The following is a 19,212-nucleotide window of genomic DNA, read 5'->3' as shown; positions in this document are numbered from 1 at the left end:
CACGCTTTCTTCACACTTAGCGGCCTAAAATGAAGGTCATTAAGTTGAAGAGGTGTGCCATGCTCCGTCTAGAACAGGTTCAGACCACAGGGGAAACCGCCCCGACGATGACCACAGATCGCAGCCGATATGGCGCCCTGTTACTCCTAGTCAGCATGCTTGCACTGTTCTGCCTGAACCAAGACCTCGACCAAGCACTCTTCTCAGCCATCAATAACCTCTCCCCTAGCCTGCCCCAGTGGCTGCAACTGGGAATAACCGATCTGGGCCACGGCAGCACCTTGGGCACTGTCATGCTCATCTGTCTGCTGCCTCGCCCCGAGCTGATGCCCAGAGTGATGACCGCCAGCCTGCTATCAATGCTCTTGGTTCCCCTGCTGAAACAGTATTTCGATGTCCCCAGACCGGCGGCGACCCTGGATTTTCTCTATATCGTCGGTGAGACACGTCTGCATCATAGCTTTCCTTCGGGCCACAGCACCAGCGCCTTCCTGTTCGCCGGCACCTTGCTGATGGTCATCCAGGATATGAAGAGCAAGGCAGCCCTGCTAGCGGGGGCTGCCTTGGTGGCATGCTCGCGTATCTTGGTGGGCGCCCATTGGCCGGTAGATGTGCTGGCTGGCACCCTGCTGGGACTTAGCTGTGCCTATCTCGCCTCCTATGTTCCCTTGATACGCCTGTCGATAAGACACTGGAAAATAGTGGTGGGCATCTTGCTGCTCACCCTGGTGGTATGCCAGTACAAGGAGACCTCTTCGCAGATGGCCTGGCAGATCATAGGCCTGCGCTGGGGACTCCTGCTGCTGGCCAGCATGCTGGTGATACGCCAATACCTACAATCTCGTCAGCCACTCGCCCCGCGTAAATGGGTCAGAGCCTAACTTTTCTAGGATGTTAATGGGGTGGGCAGCGGCTAATCCCTAGGCTCCATCACCAGGGAGCCTGAGATTAGCCTCCGCGCCGGGAAGTACTGATCTAGTCTATGCTGACCTGACCCTGAATATTGTCGAAACTGAGGCTGCCAGAACCCGCTTCTATGATGTGTAGCCCCTGAGTGTCCACGACACTAATTCCACCAGAGCCGTCATCTATGGAGACCTTACCCTTAACGCCTCTAACTTCGATGGCACCGGAACCATCTTCAATTTCCACGTCTCCTTGCACGGCAGCTATAGTCAGGCTGCCAGAGCCGTCATTGACCTGGATATCGCCGGAGATATTGGTGAGGGTTATGCTCCCCGAGCCATCGTCTATGGTGAGCCTGTTGCCGCCATCGACCTCGATACTGCCGGAGCCATCTTCAATCTCCATATCCGCCTGTACGCCACGGATGATGATGCTGCCGGATCCGTCATGGATATCCAGCTTCATCCCAGCCGGTACCTTCACCAGCAGATCGATATAGGGAGAGTGGCCATTGCTGCGATAGGCATCGAAGTTGGCAACCAACTTGGCCTTGCTGCCGCTACGGGTGAGTGTCAGCTCGGGCTCGACGCCATCATAGCCATAGATATCGGCCTCCAGGGTAATGCTTTCAACCGCGGCATCGCCCACTATCTTCAGGCTACCGGCACCGGTATCCGCCACTAGCGTGTCTAACGCCTGCGCTTCCAGTGTCAGTTGCGTCTGCTTGTGGTAGTCGAAATCCACTCTTCCCGCGCTATTCACATTCAGAATGCATCCGGTAAGTCCCAACACCAGAGCCGTAACCATAGTCAATGAATGAACCAACATAAAAACCTTCCTTAATCTCTATTAAAGTTATTTTTACCGCCTCGATGCGGCGTCTTAGATAGCTCAACTAAGCAGATAGCATGCCAACAAGTTATCCATATGTTTTTGTTGTGTTATTATCTTGTTTGCTCGAGTTGGAAATGGCGATGCCGCCACCCGATTCGTGGAATTAGTTACTAATTAGTGAAATACTTCATCAACTTATGAGGCGAAGCATGGACTACTTAACCCTCAACCAAACGGCTTGGAATCACAGAACCCTAGAACACCTGGACTCCAGCTTCTACGATGTCGACGGCTTTCTCGCGGGCAACAGCTCGCTGCAGGAGATAGAGCTGGCTGACCTGGAGGTGAAGGGAAAAAGCCTGCTGCACCTGCAGTGTCACTTCGGCCTGGATAGCCTCTCCTTTGCGCGCATGGGGGCCAAGGTCACAGGAGTCGATCTGTCCGACACCGCCATTCATCATGCCCGGCGGCTGGCAGAAGCCTGTCACCTGGAAGCCAACTTTATCTGCAGCGATCTCTATCAGGCCGGTGAAAAGCTGCAACAGAAGTTCGATATTGTCTATACCTCCTATGGCGTCCTGTGCTGGCTGCCCGATCTACGCCGCTGGGCCGAGTTGATTGCCGAATCGCTACAGCCAGGTGGGCAGTTCTACATGGTGGAGTTTCATCCCGTGCAGGCGCTGATGGAGGGCTATAGCTACTTTGCCCAGCAGACACCCGATGTGGAGGAGGAAGGCACCTACACGGAAAACGCCAGCGACACCAAGCACACCATGGTGACCTGGCCTCACTCCCTGGCCGATGTGGTAAATGCACTGATCGGAGTCGGACTCAAGATAGACGCGATTCAGGAGTTTCCCTTCAGCCCTTATGACGCCTTCGACAATCTGGTGAGCGGGGAGAGCCTAGGACTCTCAAGCGACAGACCCAGATATTATCAGCTGCATCAGGGTAAGCCGATCCCCATGGTCTACAGCCTGTCGGCGACTAAGCCCAGGTAGTTCGCCCTCCCCTCGTATAAACAGACTGATATAAAAAAGCAGGCCTTGGCCTGCTTTTTTCTGTTTAATCTCTCAATACGGGATAGACCCTGTACTGCTCATCAAAGTAGGAGCTACGCTCGTAGAACCAGCGCAGCCTCGCCTCGGCATCCTTGGCAAATTCAGGGTCCTTGAGCGCCGCCTCAAACTCGGTGGCCAGGGCCGCGTCCTCCTTGAGCATCTTGGCCGCCAGCGGCTCCACCGCGTAGTGCTCGATATATTCGGTGCGGGTAAAGATGGGATTAAAGAAGCCCCACTGCAGCAGCGAGTCGGGTGACTGCGGCTCCAGCAAGAGGATAGCCAGATCGCCCAGGGGCTGCTGGGTGCTGATCTTCACAGTCCCCGCCGGCAGCTCCACCTTAGCCTTATGACTCGACACTGGGGCAGATACCCGCTGACGCCCCTCGTAATCCTTGGCATCAAAGGCCGGCTCGCCGAATCGATACTGAGTCAGGGTAAGTGTCTTTGCATGCTCCAGGCGCGTCATGCGGATACCGTGAATACTCAGGCGCTCGATCACTGCCTGCCACTGGGGCGGAATATAGTAAGCCTTGGGGCGATTCACCTTGATGTCGGCACGTGTCTTACCCTTCACGGGCAGGTTCTCGTACAGCTTGGGCTCGCCGGTCCAGCGCACTACTGTCTCGCCGCTGATGGGGCTCTGCTCCAAGCGATAGTCTATCCCCTTGAAGTCCCACCCCTTAGGCTGGGTCTCGGACTCCCAGGTCAACGTAATGCGATCGCTATAACGGTAGCTGTCCTGCTTGATGGCGCTGCGCAGCGCCGTGCCCTGCTCACCCAACACCTCCAGAGTCGAGGCCAGCATCACATAGGTGCCGAGCACCCGCTGCTTGAAGGGCTTGAGGCTGTGATTCTCGATCAGTATGGTAGGCAGATGGCGGGCATCGCCATAACCGTTTGAGTAACGCGGGCTGGCGTTCCACAGAGAGAGCCCCTGGCTCAGGTCGCGATTGTCGATGGCGAACACCAGGGGGCCGGGCACATGTCCCTGGGCGCTGAGCGCCTGCTCGATTTTGGGACGATACTTGTCGTTGAGCCAGCGATAGCTGGCGGGGCTCAGCCCCTGGGCTAGGTTATAGCCGAAGGTGACATCATACTGATAATCTATGCCGTCGGTGACATGCACGTCGATATAGAGATCCGGCTGCCAGCGGTTAATCGCCGCCAACATATGCTGCATTTCCAGGGTATCGGCTTTAGCATAGTCGCGGTTAAGGTTGAGGTTGTTGGCCGTGGTGCGCCAGCCCATCTCCACCGGGCCCCTCTGGTTGACCCGGTTAAACTGGCCGCTGCGCTCGTGGGCATCGACGCTGAAGATAGGCACGAAGAGTAGATTAGCGCCCTTTAGCAGCCCCTGCTTGTCTCCCATGACCATGTCACGCAGCAACATCATGCCTGCATCCTTGCCATCTATCTCGCCCGAGTGGATCCCCGCCTGCACCAAGAGCGTTGGCTTGCCATTGTCCTGCAGGGCCTCTGGTGTCTCGGCGCCCTCCTGGCTCGCCACTATCATCCAGATATCTCGCCCCTGAGGGCTCTTCCCCAAGGAAACCTTGTGCAGCTTGTCGCTGGTGGCCAGCAGCTTATCCAGCCAAGCTAAGGTATCGTCATAGCTGGGACTGGACTTGAGACCGCCCTGCTCGAAGGGCGTCGCCCAGGGATCATCTGCCGGGCGCAGCAAGGCTTCACTGGCGCCGTGCCAGGTGATGCTCGGCGGCAAGATGGCATCATTGATATAAGTCTTATGTAACGAGACTTGGGCCTGTTGAGGGCCGCTGGTCGTCGCCATGGCGGAAGCGCCGAAGGCGGCGAGACAGAGGAGCGTAGCGCGAGAATATAGGGACATCTTTAAGTTACCTAACGGCTTATTATTAGCCGATTATCTTTCAACAAATAGCCAGCAAGTGCAATACGTTAGGGACCTATTTGCACAGAATAACTATGCGACACAACACGTGCCTCGAGCAAAACGCATTTAGATTGAACAAAAATTAAACCTGAACGGTCAACAGCCCCTAAGGCAATAAAAAGCCCGGCTTAAACCGGGCTTTTTGACATAGTAGCTAATGCCTATTCTTGTGGTGTCGACTCGGCAGCCTGAGCTGCGGCGCCCTTCTTCTCACGCTTGCTGAAGATGCGCTCGACGATCACGAAGAAGATAGGGATAAAGAAGATCCCCAGGAAGGTCGAACTCATCATGCCGCCCAACACGCCGGTACCGATGGCGTTCTGGCTGCCTGAGCCTACGCCCGAGCTGATGGCCAGTGGCACAACCCCCAGACCGAAGGCCAGCGAGGTCATCAAAATAGGACGCAGACGCACACGCACCGCGTGCAGGGTCGCTTCCACCAGACCCGCACCCTTCTCATAGAACTCTTTGGCGAATTCGACGATCAGGATGGCGTTCTTGGTCGCCAGACCTACGGTAGTCAACAGACCCACCTGGAAGAACACGTCGTTCGGCAGGCCGCGACCATTCATGGCCAGCAAGGCGCCGATGATCCCCAGTGGAACGACCAAGATCACCGCGAACGGCACAGACCAGCTCTCATACAGGGCCGCCAATACCAGGAAGACCACCATGATAGACAGGGCATACAGTGCCGGAGCCTGGTTACCCGAGAGACGTTCCTCGTATGACAGGCCGTTCCACTCGACACCGAATCCTGGCGGTAGCTTGGCCACCATAGCCTCGATGTCGGCCATGGCCGCCCCCGTACTATAGCCTTGGGCCGTACCGCCCTGGATGTTCATCGCAGGCAGACCATTGAAACGCTCCAGACGCGGCGAACCATATTCCCAGGTTCCGGTAGCAAAGGCCGAGAACGGCACCATCTCACCCTGGCTGTTACGCACATACCAGGTATCGAGATCTTCAGGCTGCATACGGTACTGGGCATCGCCCTGCACATAGACCTTCTTCACACGACCACGGTCGATGAAGTCGTTCACATAGCTACCCCCCCAGGCAGTACCCAGCACGCTGTTGACCGCATCGATATCGATACTCAGGGCGCGAAGCTTGGCGTGGTCGATATGGATGCGATACATAGGCGCATCTTCCTGACCGTTTGGACGCACGCCCACCAGGTTAGGATTCTGCGACGCCATGCCCAGCAGCATGTTACGGGCCTCGAGCAACTTCTCATGACCTTGACCATTTCTGTCTTGTAGATAGAAATCGAAACCGTTTGCCGTACCCAACTCGATCACCGCTGGCGGTACGAAGGCAAACACGAAGGCCTCCTTCATCTGCATGAACATGCCCATGGCACGTCCGGCGACCGACTTAACGTCTTGACCCGGGCCAGTACGCTCAGACCAGTCTTTCATGCCCACGAAGGCCAGACCCATGTTTTGACCACTACCGGCGAAGCTGAAGCCAGACACGCTAAATACCGACTTAACGCTGTCACCCGTCTCGTTGAGATAGAAGTCGGAGATCTTGCTCATCACCTTCTTGGTACTCTCTTGAGTCGAGTTGGTCGGCAGAATAGCCTGGGTAAACAAGATACCCTGGTCTTCATCCGGTAAGAAGGCGGTCGGCATACGCATGAAGATCCAACCCACGGCTACCGTCAGGGCCACATAGATCAACATGACGCGACCGGCACGCTTGATCATCGCCGCCACGCTGGCCTCGTAACGCGAGGTCATCTTGTCGAAGCTACGGTTAAACCAACCGAAGAAGCCGGTTTCCACCGCATGATGCCCCTTGGCAATCGGTTTCAGCATGGTGGCACACAGAGCCGGTGTCAGGATGATCGCCACCAGCACAGAGAGCGCCATGGCCGATACGATAGTCACGGAGAACTGACGATAGATCACACCGGTCGAACCCGACATAAACGCCATAGGCACGAACACCGCCGACAGCGTCAGACCGATACCCACCAGGGCGCCGGTGATCTGATCCATCGACTTCTTGGTGGCCTCAATCGGACTCAAGCCTTCTTCGGACATCACACGCTCGACGTTCTCCACCACAACGATGGCGTCATCCACCAGCAGACCGATGGCCAAAACCATGGCGAACATGGTCAGCGTGTTAATCGAGAAACCTGTGGCCGACAGTATGGCGAAGGTACCCAGCAGTACCACAGGTACCGCAATGGTCGGGATCAGAGTCGCACGGAAGTTCTGCAGGAAGAGATACATGATGACAAACACCAGTACCACGGCTTCCAGCAGGGTATGCACTACGCCCTCGATCGATTTCTCGACGAAGGGGGTGGTGTCATAGGGATAAACCACTTCCAGCCCTTGGGGGAAGAAGGGCTGCATCTCGTCGACCTTCTCACGCACGCGTTCGGCGGTTGCTAGGGCATTAGCGCCGGTAGCCAGCTTGATCGCCAGACCGGCTGCCGGACGGCCGTTATAGAAGGACTCTACCGAATAGCTTTCCGAACCCAGTTCGACCCGAGCCACATCTTCCAGAAAGACCTTGGCGCCTGACGGATCGGACTTAATGATGATCTTCTTAAACTCATCGGCGGTCTGCAAGCGACTCTGGGCCGTTACCGTGGCGTTGAGTTCCTGACCCGCGACAGAGGGCGCACCGCCCAACTGACCGGCTGATACCTGAGCATTCTGCTCACGAATCGAGGCCATGATGTCCAAGCTGGTAAGGTTGTACTGGGTCAGCTTAAGCGGGTCTAGCCAGATACGCATAGCATACTGGGCGCCAAACAGCTGGATCTCACCCACACCGGATACACGACTCATGGGGTCTAAGATGTTAGAGCCCACATAGTCGGAGATATCGTTCTTATCCAGCGAACCATCCTGAGACACGAAGCCCAATACCATCAAGAAACCCGAACTGGATTTATTGACCTTAACCCCCTGAGCCTGCACCTCTTGCGGTAGCAGAGGCATCGCCAGCTGCAGCTTGTTCTGCACCTGAACCTGGGCAATATCGGGATCGGCCTCGGCGTTGAACGTCAGGGTGATCTGCGCGTTACCGAAGCTGTCACTGGTGGAAGAGATATAACGCAGATGGTCGATACCCGTCATGCGCTGCTCGATCACCTGAGTCACTGTGTCTTCCATGGTCTTGGCAGACGCACCTGGATAGACGGCATTAATCACCACGGTCGGCGGCGCAATACTCGGGTACTGCGACACGGGAAGCTTCATGATAGAGAGCACCCCGGCCAACATAACAATAATTGCAATCACCCAGGCAAAGATAGGGCGATCGATGAAAAAACGAGCCATAACTTTACCTTACTTCTGTTGTTGCTTGTCTGATTGCATCTCGCTAAGTGGCTTACCCACCACAGGGGCGCCCGGACGTATCTTCTGTAACCCCTCGACAATCAGCTGATCGCCGGCCTTCAGGCCACTGGTGATGCGCCACTGATGATCGATCACCTCGGCAGTGGTCACGACTCTAGGCTCAACCTTGTTCTCGGCACCTATCACCATGGCGACGGCCTGACCCTTGGTATTACGAGTAACCGCCTTCTGAGGCACCAGAATCGCCTTAGGATCTGTGCCCGCATTCAACACCGCGCGCACATACATGCCAGGCAGCAAGACACCATCCGGGTTAGGGAATTCGGCCCTTAGGGTTACCGAGCCAGTGTTCTCATCCACGCTCACCTCGGCGAATCTGAGAGAACCCATATGCTCGTATACCGTGCCGTCTTCAAGGATCAGACGCACATCGGCGTTATCTGCCGCCTGCAGTTGTCCCTGCTTTAGCTTGGCCTTGAGGCGCAGCAGCTGAGCGCTGGATTGGGCGATATCTACGTTGATGGGATCAAGCTGTTGAATCGTCGCCAGTGCGGCGCTCTGATTCGCGGTCACCAGGGCACCGGCGGTCACGGAAGACTTACCGATACGGCCCGAGATAGGCGCCTTCACCTGAGTGTATTCCAGGTTGATCTTAGCGGTATTGATCGCCGCCTTAGCCACGGTCACGTTAGCCAGCGCCTCTTTGTAGAGGGCATCGGCCTCGTCGAAATCCTGTTGGCTGATGGCATCCGTCTTAATCAAGGCCTTATATCTGGCGGCCTTGGCCTTGGCAGACACCAGGCTGGCATTGGCACGGGCCAGATCGGCCTCGGCACTGACCAGCGCTGCCTTGTAGGTCGACGAATCGATCTGGTACAGAGACTGGCCTTCGGTGACCTCTCCCCCCTCGACGAAGCCACGCTCTGTGACGATACCCGATACCTGAGGACGAACCTCGGCCTCGAGATATGCCTTGCTGCGACCCGGTAGCTCAACCTGAATAGCCTGGGGTTGTTCGGCAACCTGAACCACCCCAACTTCCATGCTTCTTGGGGCTGCTGCCGAATGACCTTGGTTCTCGTCCTGGCCACAACCTGTTATCCATAACGCCACACTAACTAACGAGGCAATTTTTACTATTTGCCGCATGAGAACTCCTAATCAAAGCCGCAACAAAAAACACCCATGCACGGGTAAGGCGCTATGGGGTATCTTGAGGAAGCAAAATTAAAAAAAGATTTAGAAACTATTTATCTCACACCTAGCCAAGGTCAACAAGAAGCTGTGGACGGAGATATTGTAAGTTAATGCAAATTTTTATTTTTAATCATGTTTTCTTGTTAAAAAACAGTTAAAGATTGCGTGTTTTCACCCTATTTTAGCGTTTTTTGTGTCTAAAATGTGATCACTGTCGTCTAGGCATGATGAAAACTAACACCATATGAAACATGGGGTTAAATCAAGCCTATTCATAATTGTTCATATCTTTATTTGATCAGTTCATCTGTGCCGACAAGGCCATTCACAACTTGTTCCTATAGTCGCCTCATCAGCCAAACAACAGCTAGATGAGATGAAGATGATGAAGACCTTAACCCAGTTAAAATGCTCGATACTCCTTGGCAGCCTGTTAATCGCAGGCGGCGTCATGGCCGAACCACAAGACACCCAAGTCTTAGGTGGAAACATCACTGGCAAGCTGACCTTTGCCTCAGATTATGTCTTTCGTGGTGAATCAGAGACCATGGATGGCGATGTTCCCGTCGTGCAAGGCACGTTGGGATGGGGCAACGATCAGGGTTGGTACGGCGGTGTGTATGCCTCCAACATAAAGTTCGCCGATCCTAACCTGGAAATTGTCACCGCCCCCTACATAGGTAAGGCTGGCACCTTCGGCGACTCAGGCATCACCTATGATGTGATGCTCTTCTCCTACCTCTACCCAGGCGCCTCATACTCTAATTACACGGAATTATGGCTAAAAGTAGGTAAACAGTTTGGCCGCGCCAACTTTCAACTGGAAGTAACGCCAACCGTCGACGACTGGTTTGGTGTCGATGGCTGGCAAGGCGTTAACTACGCCATCCATCCAAGCTACCTGTTCGACAATGGCATTAATCTATCAGGTAGCGTCGGCTATCAGGATTTAGACGGTAACGGCGCCGAGGGCTGGGGCCACTGGAACCTGGGAGTAAGCAAGATTTTCGCCGGCCTGAGTTTCGATCTCAGATATCACGGCAGCACAGTGGACGAGAGCCATAAGGTATACGGTACACAGACCAAGATTTTTGATGACCGAGTCGTTATCGGCGTCAGCAAGAGTTTCTAAATACAGCAGTTTCCAATCTCTGCACGTCTTTGCCAGCCCTCGGGCTGGCTTTTTTGTATATGGCCAAAAATGTTCCCGACATTTTTTGGCATTCCCCCCATCCATGGGGGTCAGAATACTTATCCCCGGTGTCCATGGCCTTTGATGTTCCCGATATCAAATGGCATTTCCTTCATCCGTGAAGGTCAGTGGACAAAGAGGGGATTTGTACTGGGCCAAAAATATCCCCGATACTCTGGGGTGAGCACTTGGGTTATATCCTGTTATCTCCCACCCCGCAGGCGAGGATGCGGCTGATCTCCGCCAGCGAACGGCCCGACTGCGCCTGCCATTCATTGAATACCGCCTGCACCTGGGTCAGGCCACGCTTGGAGGTAAAACCGGCATCTATCAGTTTATGGGCTTGAAAATATCCCTTATTATCCTCGGTCAACAGAAAGGTATCTTTGCCTATACTGCGCAGAAAATAGGGACCGGTATTACCACCCAGACGGCTGCCCAGGCGTTTCAACTCGGCCCAGAGCCCCACAATATTCTCACTAGGCCACTGGGCGATAAACTTGGCAAAACTACCATGGGAAACCCTAATGTCATGCACCATCAGGGCGTTATCGTATATCGCCATGGTCTTCTTAAGATGACGGATTAGCTCTGGGTCACCGGCCCTCTGCTGTATCTGCTCCGGCGACAACATCAAGACCTTTTGTGGCTCGAAGTTGAAGAAGGCAGCCTCATAGGCGGGCCACTTGTTATCGACAACGCGCCACACAAATCCAGATTGAAATACCTTCTTACTCAGCTCTGACAACAGCTCTGCATCCGAGTATTGGGCTATCTTCGCCTCAGGCAGCACCTCTGGCAGGCGTGTTGCCAACCCCTGTTCCCCGCCCTTGCGCTCATAGGCACGCTGATAAATACTGTCGAACGATTCTAATCGTGCCATAGCTCTAGATGCTCCTTACTGGATTGTTGAATACAGATTACGCGCTTACGATCGGTTCAGATCACCCACCTCAAGATCCGCAATCAGCCATATGGCTTTGACTTATTGGTTAACATGAACAATAAATAAGCTCTATATTGGTTTATTTTTACAGTATTAATAAACAATAACCAGAGATGATTGTCATCGAGCCCTCAGGCCCGTGAGGTTAATTATGGACGCATCACAACTCTATCGTATGGTAGTCTTCGCCTGTGTGGTCGAACAAGGCTCCCTGACACGCGCCGCCGAATCTCTCAATATTAGTCGTTCTATGGTGAGTCAGCATCTCAAGAAGCTAGAACATAGTTGTCAGTCACGACTATTAAACCGAACCACTCGTAGCCTATCGCTCACCCAGGAAGGTCAAGCCTTTTACCGCTACTGTGCGGAGCTTCTCAAACTCGCCAAACAAGCTGAGGCCTCGCTACAACCTAGTAATGCGGAGCTGCAAGGAAGTGTCACACTCGCCGTCCCCCAGGCCTTAGGAGATAGGGTGATAGCCCCCATCATCAAGGCCTTTCATCAGCATTATCCTCAGGTGCACCTCTCTTTGGTGATCCAGGACAGACAGCTGGATCTCACCGATCACCAGATAGATGTAGCGATTCAGATAGGCCCAGCCAGTCAGCCAAACGTCAGCGAGACCAAGCTAGGCAGCTTAGACGATCTACTAGTCGCCAGCCCAGACTACATCGCCCGCCATGGTGCGCCCTTACACCCGGATAACCTGAGTCACCACCACTGGATCGGCCTGTCGGGTAACAGACTCCCCAGACACTGGCAGTTGGAGAATAGCGAGGGTGAACGCGTCCGCCTACAGCTCACCCCCTTCATCAATTGCAGCAGCCTACAGGGCACCCTGAGCCTGGTTTGTCAGGGGCTGGGCGTTGCCCTGCTGCCCTCCCCCTTGATAAGCCAGCAACTTGCCAATGGAGAGCTGGTACACCTGCTACCCGACTATCACCTGGGGCGTGGCGCCCTCTATCTGGTACATCCCTACCTTGAGGTGATCCCGCCAAGAGTCAGGGCGCTGATCGATCTACTGACCGAACGTCTCACACAGGATATAAAGGCGTAACATAAGCTAAAAATGCAGGCCAGATGCCGCATTTAGGACTAAGATTAGCTTATCGGTTCTGGGCAAACGGGAGGTGCATTTGATGGAACTGTTTTACCATCCCCTGTCACGATATTCCCAAAAAGTTTTGATCGCCCTATACGAGAAACAAGCCAACTTCTATCCCAGGGTGATAGAGCTGAGCGATCCCTTTTCCCGCAACGAATTTAAACAGCAGTATCCCTTAGGAAAGTTACCTTTACTCAAGACGCGCACCGGCGAGCTCTTGCCCGAATCCAGCATCATCATCGACTACATAGACCACGAATTTGCCACAGGCACCCGGCTGCTGCCACAGGATTACTCTCAGCGCCTGCAGGTACGCCTGTATGATCGTCTCATTGATAACGACCTGAATAATCCTCTCTATCTGCTGGAGCAGATGGACGCACGTGAAGAGGAGAATCCGGTCAAAGAAAAGCAGTTAGAGAAGGAGATCATGCTGTTGCTGGAGGAGATTAATGACAGACTTAAACAGCATCATTGGCTTTGTGGCGATGCCTTTACCATGGCAGATTGCGCCCTTATCCCTTGCCTTATTCATGCCAGGGAGCGCTTCAAGCTTTATCAGTTAGATCCTATCGACAGATACCTGAATCAGGCCAACACCCGAGGCGCCTGGATCCAGGTACAAGAAGAGATAGAACTCACCCGCGCCGCGGTGCAGGCAGGATTCCGCCCCATTCCTTAGTTTGTAGGTAAATTACGCTCTTTCTTCAGCGTGAGGAAGGCTTTCCACTTCTCGACTTCCGGCGGCAAGCTCGGTGCCGGGCCATCGAAGCCCGCCTCTTTTAGCATATCCGGAATCGGCACCTGTCTGCGGTTATTCACGAACACGCCACGCACATGCACGATACAATGGAGCGTGTCGTCGCTGACGAAGCGCTGCTCGATATAGAAATATTTCTCATCCCAGCCCACCAGGCGGCTCTCGATGTCGAAACGACGCAGCGGTTTGATGTCGCGGATATAGGTAAACTCGGCGGCGTTGACTATAGGTAGCCACTTGAGTTTCAGGAAGCGTTTCAGCAGCCCCATCTCGGCCAGCATATAGGTGCGAGCCAGATCCATCAGGGCGGGATAACGTGAGTTGGTCAGATGTAGGTTAATGTCGCAATCCATCGGCAAGGCGCGGTAACTGATCTTACTCGTACCCAGAAAATCGATACTACGACAATGGCGCACCCGCCAAAACATCAACCAAAACAAACGAAAATAGAGGTTCATCTCACCTGGCTCCCTTAAATGAAGGGCAAAGGCTACCAGAGGTCTGACCAGGTGACAAGCAAGATCGCGCCGAGACAAGGGCTGTTGCCAGGGCGCGATGAATCGAGAGTCGTGGCTAATTCTTGAGGGTCAGCAGGTGCTCGGCGTATACCTTAACGTCTTCCCAATCCGTGTAATCGATCACCGCCTTAGGATCGGTCGGGCCATCGGTGATCTTCATGATCAGCTGAATCATCCATCTGTCATACCAACGCCAGGAGGGGTAGTCCACCTTACCGGCAATCACCTTGACGTCCTTCGGCTTCCAGGGCGAGAGCTCGATAAACTTCTGCAGATATTTGTTGTTCTCTGGGATCCGTTTCTCAGGATTACGGGCCACCACGTTGACGCTGAAGAAGCTGTTGGGCTTGGCCGCCAGCTCGGTCTGGTAGCGGGTGACAAATTCAAACACAGACTTATGGTAGCTGCCATAGAGCACACAGGCGCCCACGGCGACATAGTCATACTTTTCCCAATCGACATGGTCAAACTCACCAATGCGCAGGGCGTCGCAGCTGTGTCCCTGACTGTTAAGGTGCGCCGCCATCGCCTGGGCTATCTTGGCCGTATGGCCACCGCGAGAATAGTAAACAATCAGTATTGAGGCCATAAGCGACTCATCTATATCGGAAAACAGAGTCACATTGTTGCAGCAAAGCGCGGGAGAAACCCCAAATTGGATCACAATTTAGTTAAGGTTTTTGTGAAATACACCACCAATTGGATATTTAACTCGGGGTAAAATAACTACAAAATTATGAGCAATCCTAAAAGGACACAGGTCGGCTCCCATTGAGTAACCCAGGCTGGCTGAGTATCATTGCTTTCACTTCCCCATTCAATTAGAATAATCTAATTAACAGAGTACAAGAGAGTTGCCGTATGCAAAAAGATATTGATGTAGATGCAATGGTCACCAATGCCCAGAGCGCAGCCAAGTGGCTTAAGGCAATAGCTAACCCCTATAGACTGATGATCTTGTGCCAACTACTCGACAATGAACTGAGCGTGACACAGCTCAATGAAAACGTGCCTCTGAGCCAGTCGGCACTGTCACAACACCTCGCGGTGCTACGCGCCGAAGATCTGGTGGCAACCCGTAAGAGTTCACAGATCGTCTACTACACACTGAAGAACGAACAGGTCACCGAGGTGATCTCGATTCTCTACAAGCGTTACTGCGCCTAATTCCTGCGAAGATGAAAGCCTTTAACGCTCGCTAAAGGCTTTCGCAAACTCCTGCACCTTATCCCAGTCGGTAAACTCGAACGTGCCCGAGGTATCTGTGGGGCCCTTAGTGATCCACATGATGAATCGGATCATAAACTTATCGAAGAAACGATACTTAGGATAATCGATCTTACCGGCAAAGACCCCCAGCTGTTGAGGCTGCCACAGAGATAGCTGCAGAAACTTCTTCATGTAGGGGTTGGTTTCCGGGGTATTCTTCTCCGGCTTTCTCGCCACCACGTTCACGGTAAAGAAGGCGTTCTTCTTACTGTTTAACACGGCTCTGTGACGGTTCACATACTGGAACAACTCGGGTCTGTGTTTACCATAACGAATGCTCGCCCCAATGATGACCTTGTCAAAATAGGACAAGTTGACCGACTGAGCCTCTTCCAGGCTGACCATGGTCACCAGCTGGGTATCCGACTTACACTGCTCGGCAATCTGATCGCAGATGGCTTTCGTCTGACCGTCTACGGTCGAATAGATAATTAGGGTACGACTCATTAATTCTTCCAAAACGTAGGTGTAAACAACACCAATAGGGTAAACACTTCCAGTCGGCCGAATAGCATGGCCACCACCAACACCCACTTCTCGCCATCGCCTATGCTGGCGTAGTTACTGGCCACCTCACCTAGCCCGGGCCCCAGGTTATTCAAGCAGGCCGCGGTCGCACTGAAGGCGGTGATATTATCCATGCCCAGCGCCATCAGGATCAACATGCAAACCACAAAAACGAGGGCATAAGCAGAGAAGAAGCCCCATACCGCGTCTATGATGCGATCCGGCAGCGCCTTGCCATTGATACGGATAGAGAACATGCCCCTGGGATGTACCAGGCGTTTCAATTCGCGGGAGCCCTGCAGCAACAACAAGATCATCCGCATCACCTTAATGCCACCGGCGGTCGAGCCGCCACAGCCGCCGATGAAGCTGGAAAATATCAGCAGCATGGGCAAGAACAGCGGCCACATATGGAAGCTTTCGGTACCGAAGCCGGCCGTGGTAGAGATAGAGACCGCCTGGAACAGGGCGAAGTCGAAGGTTTCTTCGGCGCTTTCATAGATGCCGGTATGGTACAGGGTCGCGAAACAGATCAGCGTCAGCGCCAGCTGGATCACGATAAGCGCCTTAAACTCGGCGTCTCTCAGGTAGACCTTGAGGTTGATGCCGCGGCGGGTAAAGGCCGCAAAATGTAGGCTAAAGTTCAATGCCGCGATCAACAGGAAGACCACACACACCATGTTAATCGCCGTGCTGTCGAAATAGCCCATGCTGGCATCATGGGTCGAGAAGCCACCGATGGCGATGGTGGAGAAGGAATGGCAGATGGCATCGAACACATCCATGCCGGCGATCCAATAGGCTATGGCACAGGCGATGGTGAGCGCCAGATAGATATACCAGAGCGCCTTGGCCGTCTCGGCTATTCGCGGCGTCATCTTGCTGTCTTTCACCGGCCCGGGGATCTCGGCCCGATAGAGCTGCATCCCCCCGATCCCAAGCACGGGCAGTATGGCCACGGCCAACACGATGATCCCCATGCCACCCAGCCACTGCAATAGGTGACGATAGAAGAGGATCGCCTTCGGCAAGCTGTCCAGCCCCACCAGCACTGTCGCCCCCGTGGTGGTGAGCGCCGAGAAAGACTCGAAGAAACTGTCGGTGAGCGAAAGGTCTGGCTGACTGGAGAAGATAAAGGGAACGGCACCTATGGAGCCCAAAACGCCCCAGAAGAGCACCACCAGCATGAAGCCCTCTCGGGTGCGTAGGTCCTTCTTGTGGCGTCTGTTGGGATACCAGAGCACGAAGCCAAGCAATAAGCTGAGGAAGAAGGCCTGCAGGAAGGCGGTGCCCCCGCCATCCTTGTAGATCACGGCAACCAGCGCAGGCGGCAGAAGCGACAAAGAAAACAGCCCCATGAGCAGGCCTGTAATTCTTATTATGGTTCTATATTGCATTAGGGCGTTTTTATTATTCCGTTAGCGACGACGCACAAGCGCATTCTCGCATAGTTTATCCCGGCTGTTGTATAAAATTTATTGGCACTTTGAGACCCAAGGCAAAAAGCCCTTTACGAACATGTTAGCCCGCTCTCGCGTCTGCTTATGAATCAATCGGCAAACTCCGCCTTGAGGCGTCCCTGACTCAGGGTGGCCAACTCCTGATTGAAGCGACTCTGTGTCGCCTTGGGCATCTCGAAGCTCAGGCTCACCCTGTCGGTAAATACCTTATCGACAACCAGCCCCTCACAGAGCTCGAGAAAATGCTCCACATCTTTGAGTTGATGATATTCACACGCCAGCCACCCCGGGTAACGTATCTGTTTTATCTCAGTCTCCAGCTGCACCAACCCCTGCTTGACCCCTGAGCTGTAGGCACGCACCAGGCCGCCCACACCTAACTTGGAGCCGCCAAAATAGCGCACCACGATGGCACCTATCTCGCCTATCTCGGCACCTTGCAAACTGGCCAGCATGGGACGCCCTGCACTGCCGGACGGCTCCCCATCGTCACTGCTACCCATGGCCACATTATTGTCCGGTGCACCGGCGATAAAGGCATAACAATAGTGATTCGCCCCCGGATACTCGGTCTTGATGTTAGTGAGTGCACACTTCAGAGACTCTTCAGATGAGCAGTGAAATAGAAAAGAGATAAAGCGGCTATGCTTTATCTCTTCTTCTATGGTGATCGGCTTAGCCGGAATGGGATAACTCTCGCTCAAAAACGCCTTACCTGTTAACCGTGCAGACCCAGATCACGAGTCATGTTCTCGTTATGATCGCTATGGACGATCACGTTATCTTCTATACGAATGCCGCCGAAGGGTCGCACCTTATCCACCATCTGCCAGTTGACCAAATCGGCGCGCCCATCCTGTTTCAGCTCGTTCAGCAGGCTGTCGATGATGTAAAGCCCAGGCTCTATGGTCAGCACCTGGTTAGCCGCCAGGGTGCGAGTGCAGCGCAGGAAGGGATGCGCCTGCGGCGGCGCGATATGTGTGCCACGCTCGTCGTGGAGGAAACCTCCCATATCATGCACCTGTAGGCCCAGCATATGCCCAAGACCATGGGGGAAGAAGACGCTGGTGATTCCCTGCTCTATCAAACTTTGAGGATCGCCCTGCACCAGCTTGAAGTCCAACAGTAGCTGCGCCAGCTTCTCGTGCGTCGCCAGATGCAGATCCACATACTTAACGCCCGGACGCATCATGTCGATGATAGCAAGCTGTAGCTTGTCCATGGCGGCAATCAGGTCGCCGAACAGGTTCTTCTCGAAGGCATAGGTTCGGGTGATATCGGAGGCATAACCATGAAAGCTACCACCGGCATCGATAAGGAAGGAGAGTCGCTGCCTTGGCGACACATGCTCCAGCGCCGTGTAGTGCAAGATAGAGGCATTTTGATTCAGTGCGATGATGTTGCCGTAGGGCACATCATTCTCGCCCATATCGGTAGCGCCTAGGTAGGCTTGTTGGATCTCAAACTCGCTGGCCCCCGCATAGAAGGCGCTCTTGGCTGCTACATGACCGCGCACGCCTATCTCGCTTGCCCGGCGCATGCAGGCCAGCTCATAGGCTGTCTTGCTGGCTCTGTGATAATGCAGGTAGCTCATCACCGCCTCGGGGTTACGGCTACCAAAGCCCAGCACATCGGCGACATCCAGGTGCTCGCCAATATAGGCCCACTCCTGCAACTTGCCCGGCAGCAGATCTGCCACCTTGTCGGCCTTGGTTAGCACCTTAATCTCTATCTCTGTGGTCCAAAAATCCTCGGGCAATTCGGCGACCTTATGCCAGAAATCCACCGGACGATAGAAGATGAGTTGTGGCTTGTCGCGGCCGTTTACAATCAGCCAGCAGTGGGGATTATCGATAACCGGAAGCCAGGCCTTGAAGTGTGGATTGACCTTAAACGGGTAATCCAGGTCATCGAGAAACTGGCGATGGGGTTGTCCCGAATGAATCACTAAGCCGGCCAACTGCTCTCTTGCGGTGATCTCGGCGACGCGCCGGTTCATTTCGACAATATGGGCGGGATAGAGGGTGGCTAAGTTTTCCATAATAAGCTTCCTGTTATTCTTTTGCGGCCCCTGGCTGCACCCCATTCTTTTGGATGAAATGCGCAATCCCGAGGCCCTATTTTTAGCACAGAGACTATGATCTAGTGAGTCTAACATAAGGGCAAAAATCCCCCTAATCGAACAAAATTAAACAGTCGTTTAAATTGGGTGTTGA

The 19,212-nt window shown here is 53.9% G+C and carries 17 protein-coding genes; 6 read left to right on the top strand and 11 right to left on the bottom strand.

Features of this window, described 5'->3' with window-relative positions; genetic code table 11:
• Positions 1–59: 59 nt before the first annotated feature.
• Complete coding sequence (locus tag GNT65_RS09555) at positions 60–881, top strand: phosphatase PAP2 family protein (RefSeq protein ID WP_160795617.1); 822 nt, start codon at positions 60–62, stop codon at positions 879–881.
• 94 nt (positions 882–975) lie between these two features.
• Here the strand turns inward: GNT65_RS09555 and GNT65_RS09550 are convergent, their stop codons facing one another.
• A complete protein-coding gene (locus tag GNT65_RS09550) occupies positions 976–1,734 on the bottom strand; it encodes a DUF4097 family beta strand repeat-containing protein (protein WP_160795615.1) in 759 nt (252 codons plus the stop codon).
• Positions 1,735–1,949: 215 nt separating this feature from the next.
• On the opposite strand from GNT65_RS09550, the gene GNT65_RS09545 reads away from it, so the two are divergent.
• Positions 1,950–2,741 carry a class I SAM-dependent methyltransferase gene (locus GNT65_RS09545; RefSeq protein WP_160795613.1) on the top strand — a complete coding sequence of 264 codons (792 nt, stop codon included), beginning with the start codon at positions 1,950–1,952 and terminating at the stop codon, positions 2,739–2,741.
• Positions 2,742–2,805: 64 nt separating this feature from the next.
• On the opposite strand, the gene GNT65_RS09540 is transcribed toward GNT65_RS09545, so the two are convergent.
• The 3 genes from GNT65_RS09540 to GNT65_RS09530 form a co-directional block, all read right to left on the bottom strand.
• Positions 2,806–4,647 (bottom strand): M14 family metallopeptidase, encoded by a 1,842-nt coding sequence (locus GNT65_RS09540; RefSeq protein WP_160795611.1) that lies wholly within the window; start codon positions 4,645–4,647, stop codon positions 2,806–2,808.
• A 224-nt stretch (positions 4,648–4,871) separates the two neighbouring features.
• Positions 4,872–8,021 carry an efflux RND transporter permease subunit gene (locus GNT65_RS09535; RefSeq protein ID WP_160795609.1) on the bottom strand — a complete coding sequence of 1,050 codons (3,150 nt, stop codon included), beginning with the start codon at positions 8,019–8,021 and terminating at the stop codon, positions 4,872–4,874.
• Between the two features lie 9 nt (positions 8,022–8,030).
• Entirely contained in the window at positions 8,031–9,191 is a 1,161-nt protein-coding gene (locus tag GNT65_RS09530) for an efflux RND transporter periplasmic adaptor subunit (RefSeq protein ID WP_160795607.1), read from the bottom strand.
• Positions 9,192–9,624: 433 nt separating this feature from the next.
• Here GNT65_RS09530 and GNT65_RS09525 point away from each other — a divergent pair, with 433 nt between their 5' ends.
• On the top strand, positions 9,625–10,371 hold the full coding sequence (locus GNT65_RS09525; RefSeq protein WP_420853514.1) for a TorF family putative porin: 747 nt from the start codon (positions 9,625–9,627) through the stop codon (positions 10,369–10,371).
• A 253-nt stretch (positions 10,372–10,624) separates the two neighbouring features.
• Here GNT65_RS09525 and GNT65_RS09520 read toward each other — a convergent pair whose 3' ends face one another.
• Positions 10,625–11,314: a DNA-3-methyladenine glycosylase I gene (locus tag GNT65_RS09520; protein ID WP_160795603.1), complete on the bottom strand. Its 690-nt coding sequence runs from the start codon at positions 11,312–11,314 to the stop codon at positions 10,625–10,627.
• A gap of 214 nt (positions 11,315–11,528) precedes the next feature.
• Between GNT65_RS09520 and GNT65_RS09515 the strand changes: the two genes are divergently transcribed.
• Entirely contained in the window at positions 11,529–12,434 is a 906-nt protein-coding gene (locus GNT65_RS09515) for a LysR family transcriptional regulator (RefSeq protein ID WP_160795601.1), read from the top strand.
• Positions 12,435–12,516: 82 nt separating this feature from the next.
• Positions 12,517–13,164 (top strand): glutathione S-transferase family protein, encoded by a 648-nt coding sequence (locus GNT65_RS09510; protein ID WP_160795599.1) that lies wholly within the window; start codon positions 12,517–12,519, stop codon positions 13,162–13,164.
• On the opposite strand, the gene GNT65_RS09505 is transcribed toward GNT65_RS09510, so the two are convergent.
• Both GNT65_RS09505 and hemG (GNT65_RS09500) read right to left on the bottom strand, forming a co-directional pair.
• The gene (locus GNT65_RS09505) at positions 13,161–13,700 is read right to left on the bottom strand and encodes a thioesterase family protein (RefSeq protein ID WP_160795597.1); all 540 of its coding nucleotides are present in this window, start codon (positions 13,698–13,700) and stop codon (positions 13,161–13,163) included. The genes GNT65_RS09510 and GNT65_RS09505 overlap by 4 nt on opposite strands.
• A 115-nt stretch (positions 13,701–13,815) precedes the next feature.
• A complete protein-coding gene (hemG, locus tag GNT65_RS09500) occupies positions 13,816–14,349 on the bottom strand; it encodes a menaquinone-dependent protoporphyrinogen IX dehydrogenase (RefSeq protein ID WP_160795595.1) in 534 nt (177 codons plus the stop codon).
• 272 nt (positions 14,350–14,621) lie between these two features.
• Between hemG (GNT65_RS09500) and GNT65_RS09495 the strand changes: the two genes are divergently transcribed.
• Positions 14,622–14,927 carry an ArsR/SmtB family transcription factor gene (locus GNT65_RS09495; RefSeq protein ID WP_041509627.1) on the top strand — a complete coding sequence of 102 codons (306 nt, stop codon included), beginning with the start codon at positions 14,622–14,624 and terminating at the stop codon, positions 14,925–14,927.
• A 21-nt stretch (positions 14,928–14,948) separates the two neighbouring features.
• On the opposite strand, the gene hemG (GNT65_RS09490) is transcribed toward GNT65_RS09495, so the two are convergent.
• From hemG (GNT65_RS09490) to pepQ, 4 genes are all read right to left on the bottom strand, one after another.
• On the bottom strand, positions 14,949–15,476 hold the full coding sequence (gene hemG, locus GNT65_RS09490; protein ID WP_160795593.1) for a menaquinone-dependent protoporphyrinogen IX dehydrogenase: 528 nt from the start codon (positions 15,474–15,476) through the stop codon (positions 14,949–14,951).
• On the bottom strand, positions 15,476–16,933 hold the full coding sequence (locus GNT65_RS09485; RefSeq protein ID WP_160795591.1) for a TrkH family potassium uptake protein: 1,458 nt from the start codon (positions 16,931–16,933) through the stop codon (positions 15,476–15,478). The genes hemG (GNT65_RS09490) and GNT65_RS09485 overlap by 1 nt, the downstream gene beginning before the upstream one ends.
• A gap of 152 nt (positions 16,934–17,085) precedes the next feature.
• The gene (locus GNT65_RS09480) at positions 17,086–17,700 is read right to left on the bottom strand and encodes a YigZ family protein (protein WP_160795589.1); all 615 of its coding nucleotides are present in this window, start codon (positions 17,698–17,700) and stop codon (positions 17,086–17,088) included.
• A 14-nt stretch (positions 17,701–17,714) separates the two neighbouring features.
• Positions 17,715–19,037 carry a Xaa-Pro dipeptidase gene (pepQ, locus tag GNT65_RS09475; protein WP_160795587.1) on the bottom strand — a complete coding sequence of 441 codons (1,323 nt, stop codon included), beginning with the start codon at positions 19,035–19,037 and terminating at the stop codon, positions 17,715–17,717.
• Between the last annotated feature and the right edge of the window lie 175 nt (positions 19,038–19,212).

The sequence above is a fragment of the Shewanella insulae genome (assembly GCF_009831655.1).
GTDB classification, from domain to species: Bacteria; Pseudomonadota; Gammaproteobacteria; order Enterobacterales; family Shewanellaceae; genus Shewanella; species Shewanella insulae.
The sequence above is the reverse complement of the archived record's forward strand: the minus strand, read 5'-3'. Positions and strand labels throughout refer to the sequence as shown.

Bases quoted from the DNA above. Each gene is read 5' to 3' on its own strand.
- GNT65_RS09555 (WP_160795617.1), top strand. From the start codon at position 60: ATGCTCCGTCTAGAACAGGTTCAGACCACAGGGGAAACCGCCCCGACG.
- GNT65_RS09550 (WP_160795615.1), bottom strand. From the start codon at position 1,734: ATGTTGGTTCATTCATTGACTATGGTTACGGCTCTGGTGTTGGGACTT.
- GNT65_RS09545 (WP_160795613.1), top strand. From the start codon at position 1,950: ATGGACTACTTAACCCTCAACCAAACGGCTTGGAATCACAGAACCCTA.
- GNT65_RS09540 (WP_160795611.1), bottom strand. From the start codon at position 4,647: ATGTCCCTATATTCTCGCGCTACGCTCCTCTGTCTCGCCGCCTTCGGC.
- GNT65_RS09535 (WP_160795609.1), bottom strand. From the start codon at position 8,021: ATGGCTCGTTTTTTCATCGATCGCCCTATCTTTGCCTGGGTGATTGCA.
- GNT65_RS09530 (WP_160795607.1), bottom strand. From the start codon at position 9,191: ATGCGGCAAATAGTAAAAATTGCCTCGTTAGTTAGTGTGGCGTTATGG.
- GNT65_RS09525 (WP_420853514.1), top strand. From the start codon at position 9,625: ATGAAGACCTTAACCCAGTTAAAATGCTCGATACTCCTTGGCAGCCTG.
- GNT65_RS09520 (WP_160795603.1), bottom strand. From the start codon at position 11,314: ATGGCACGATTAGAATCGTTCGACAGTATTTATCAGCGTGCCTATGAG.
- GNT65_RS09515 (WP_160795601.1), top strand. From the start codon at position 11,529: ATGGACGCATCACAACTCTATCGTATGGTAGTCTTCGCCTGTGTGGTC.
- GNT65_RS09510 (WP_160795599.1), top strand. From the start codon at position 12,517: ATGGAACTGTTTTACCATCCCCTGTCACGATATTCCCAAAAAGTTTTG.
- GNT65_RS09505 (WP_160795597.1), bottom strand. From the start codon at position 13,700: ATGAACCTCTATTTTCGTTTGTTTTGGTTGATGTTTTGGCGGGTGCGC.
- hemG (WP_160795595.1), bottom strand. From the start codon at position 14,349: ATGGCCTCAATACTGATTGTTTACTATTCTCGCGGTGGCCATACGGCC.
- GNT65_RS09495 (WP_041509627.1), top strand. From the start codon at position 14,622: ATGCAAAAAGATATTGATGTAGATGCAATGGTCACCAATGCCCAGAGC.
- hemG (WP_160795593.1), bottom strand. From the start codon at position 15,476: ATGAGTCGTACCCTAATTATCTATTCGACCGTAGACGGTCAGACGAAA.
- GNT65_RS09485 (WP_160795591.1), bottom strand. From the start codon at position 16,933: ATGCAATATAGAACCATAATAAGAATTACAGGCCTGCTCATGGGGCTG.
- pepQ (WP_160795587.1), bottom strand. From the start codon at position 19,037: ATGGAAAACTTAGCCACCCTCTATCCCGCCCATATTGTCGAAATGAAC.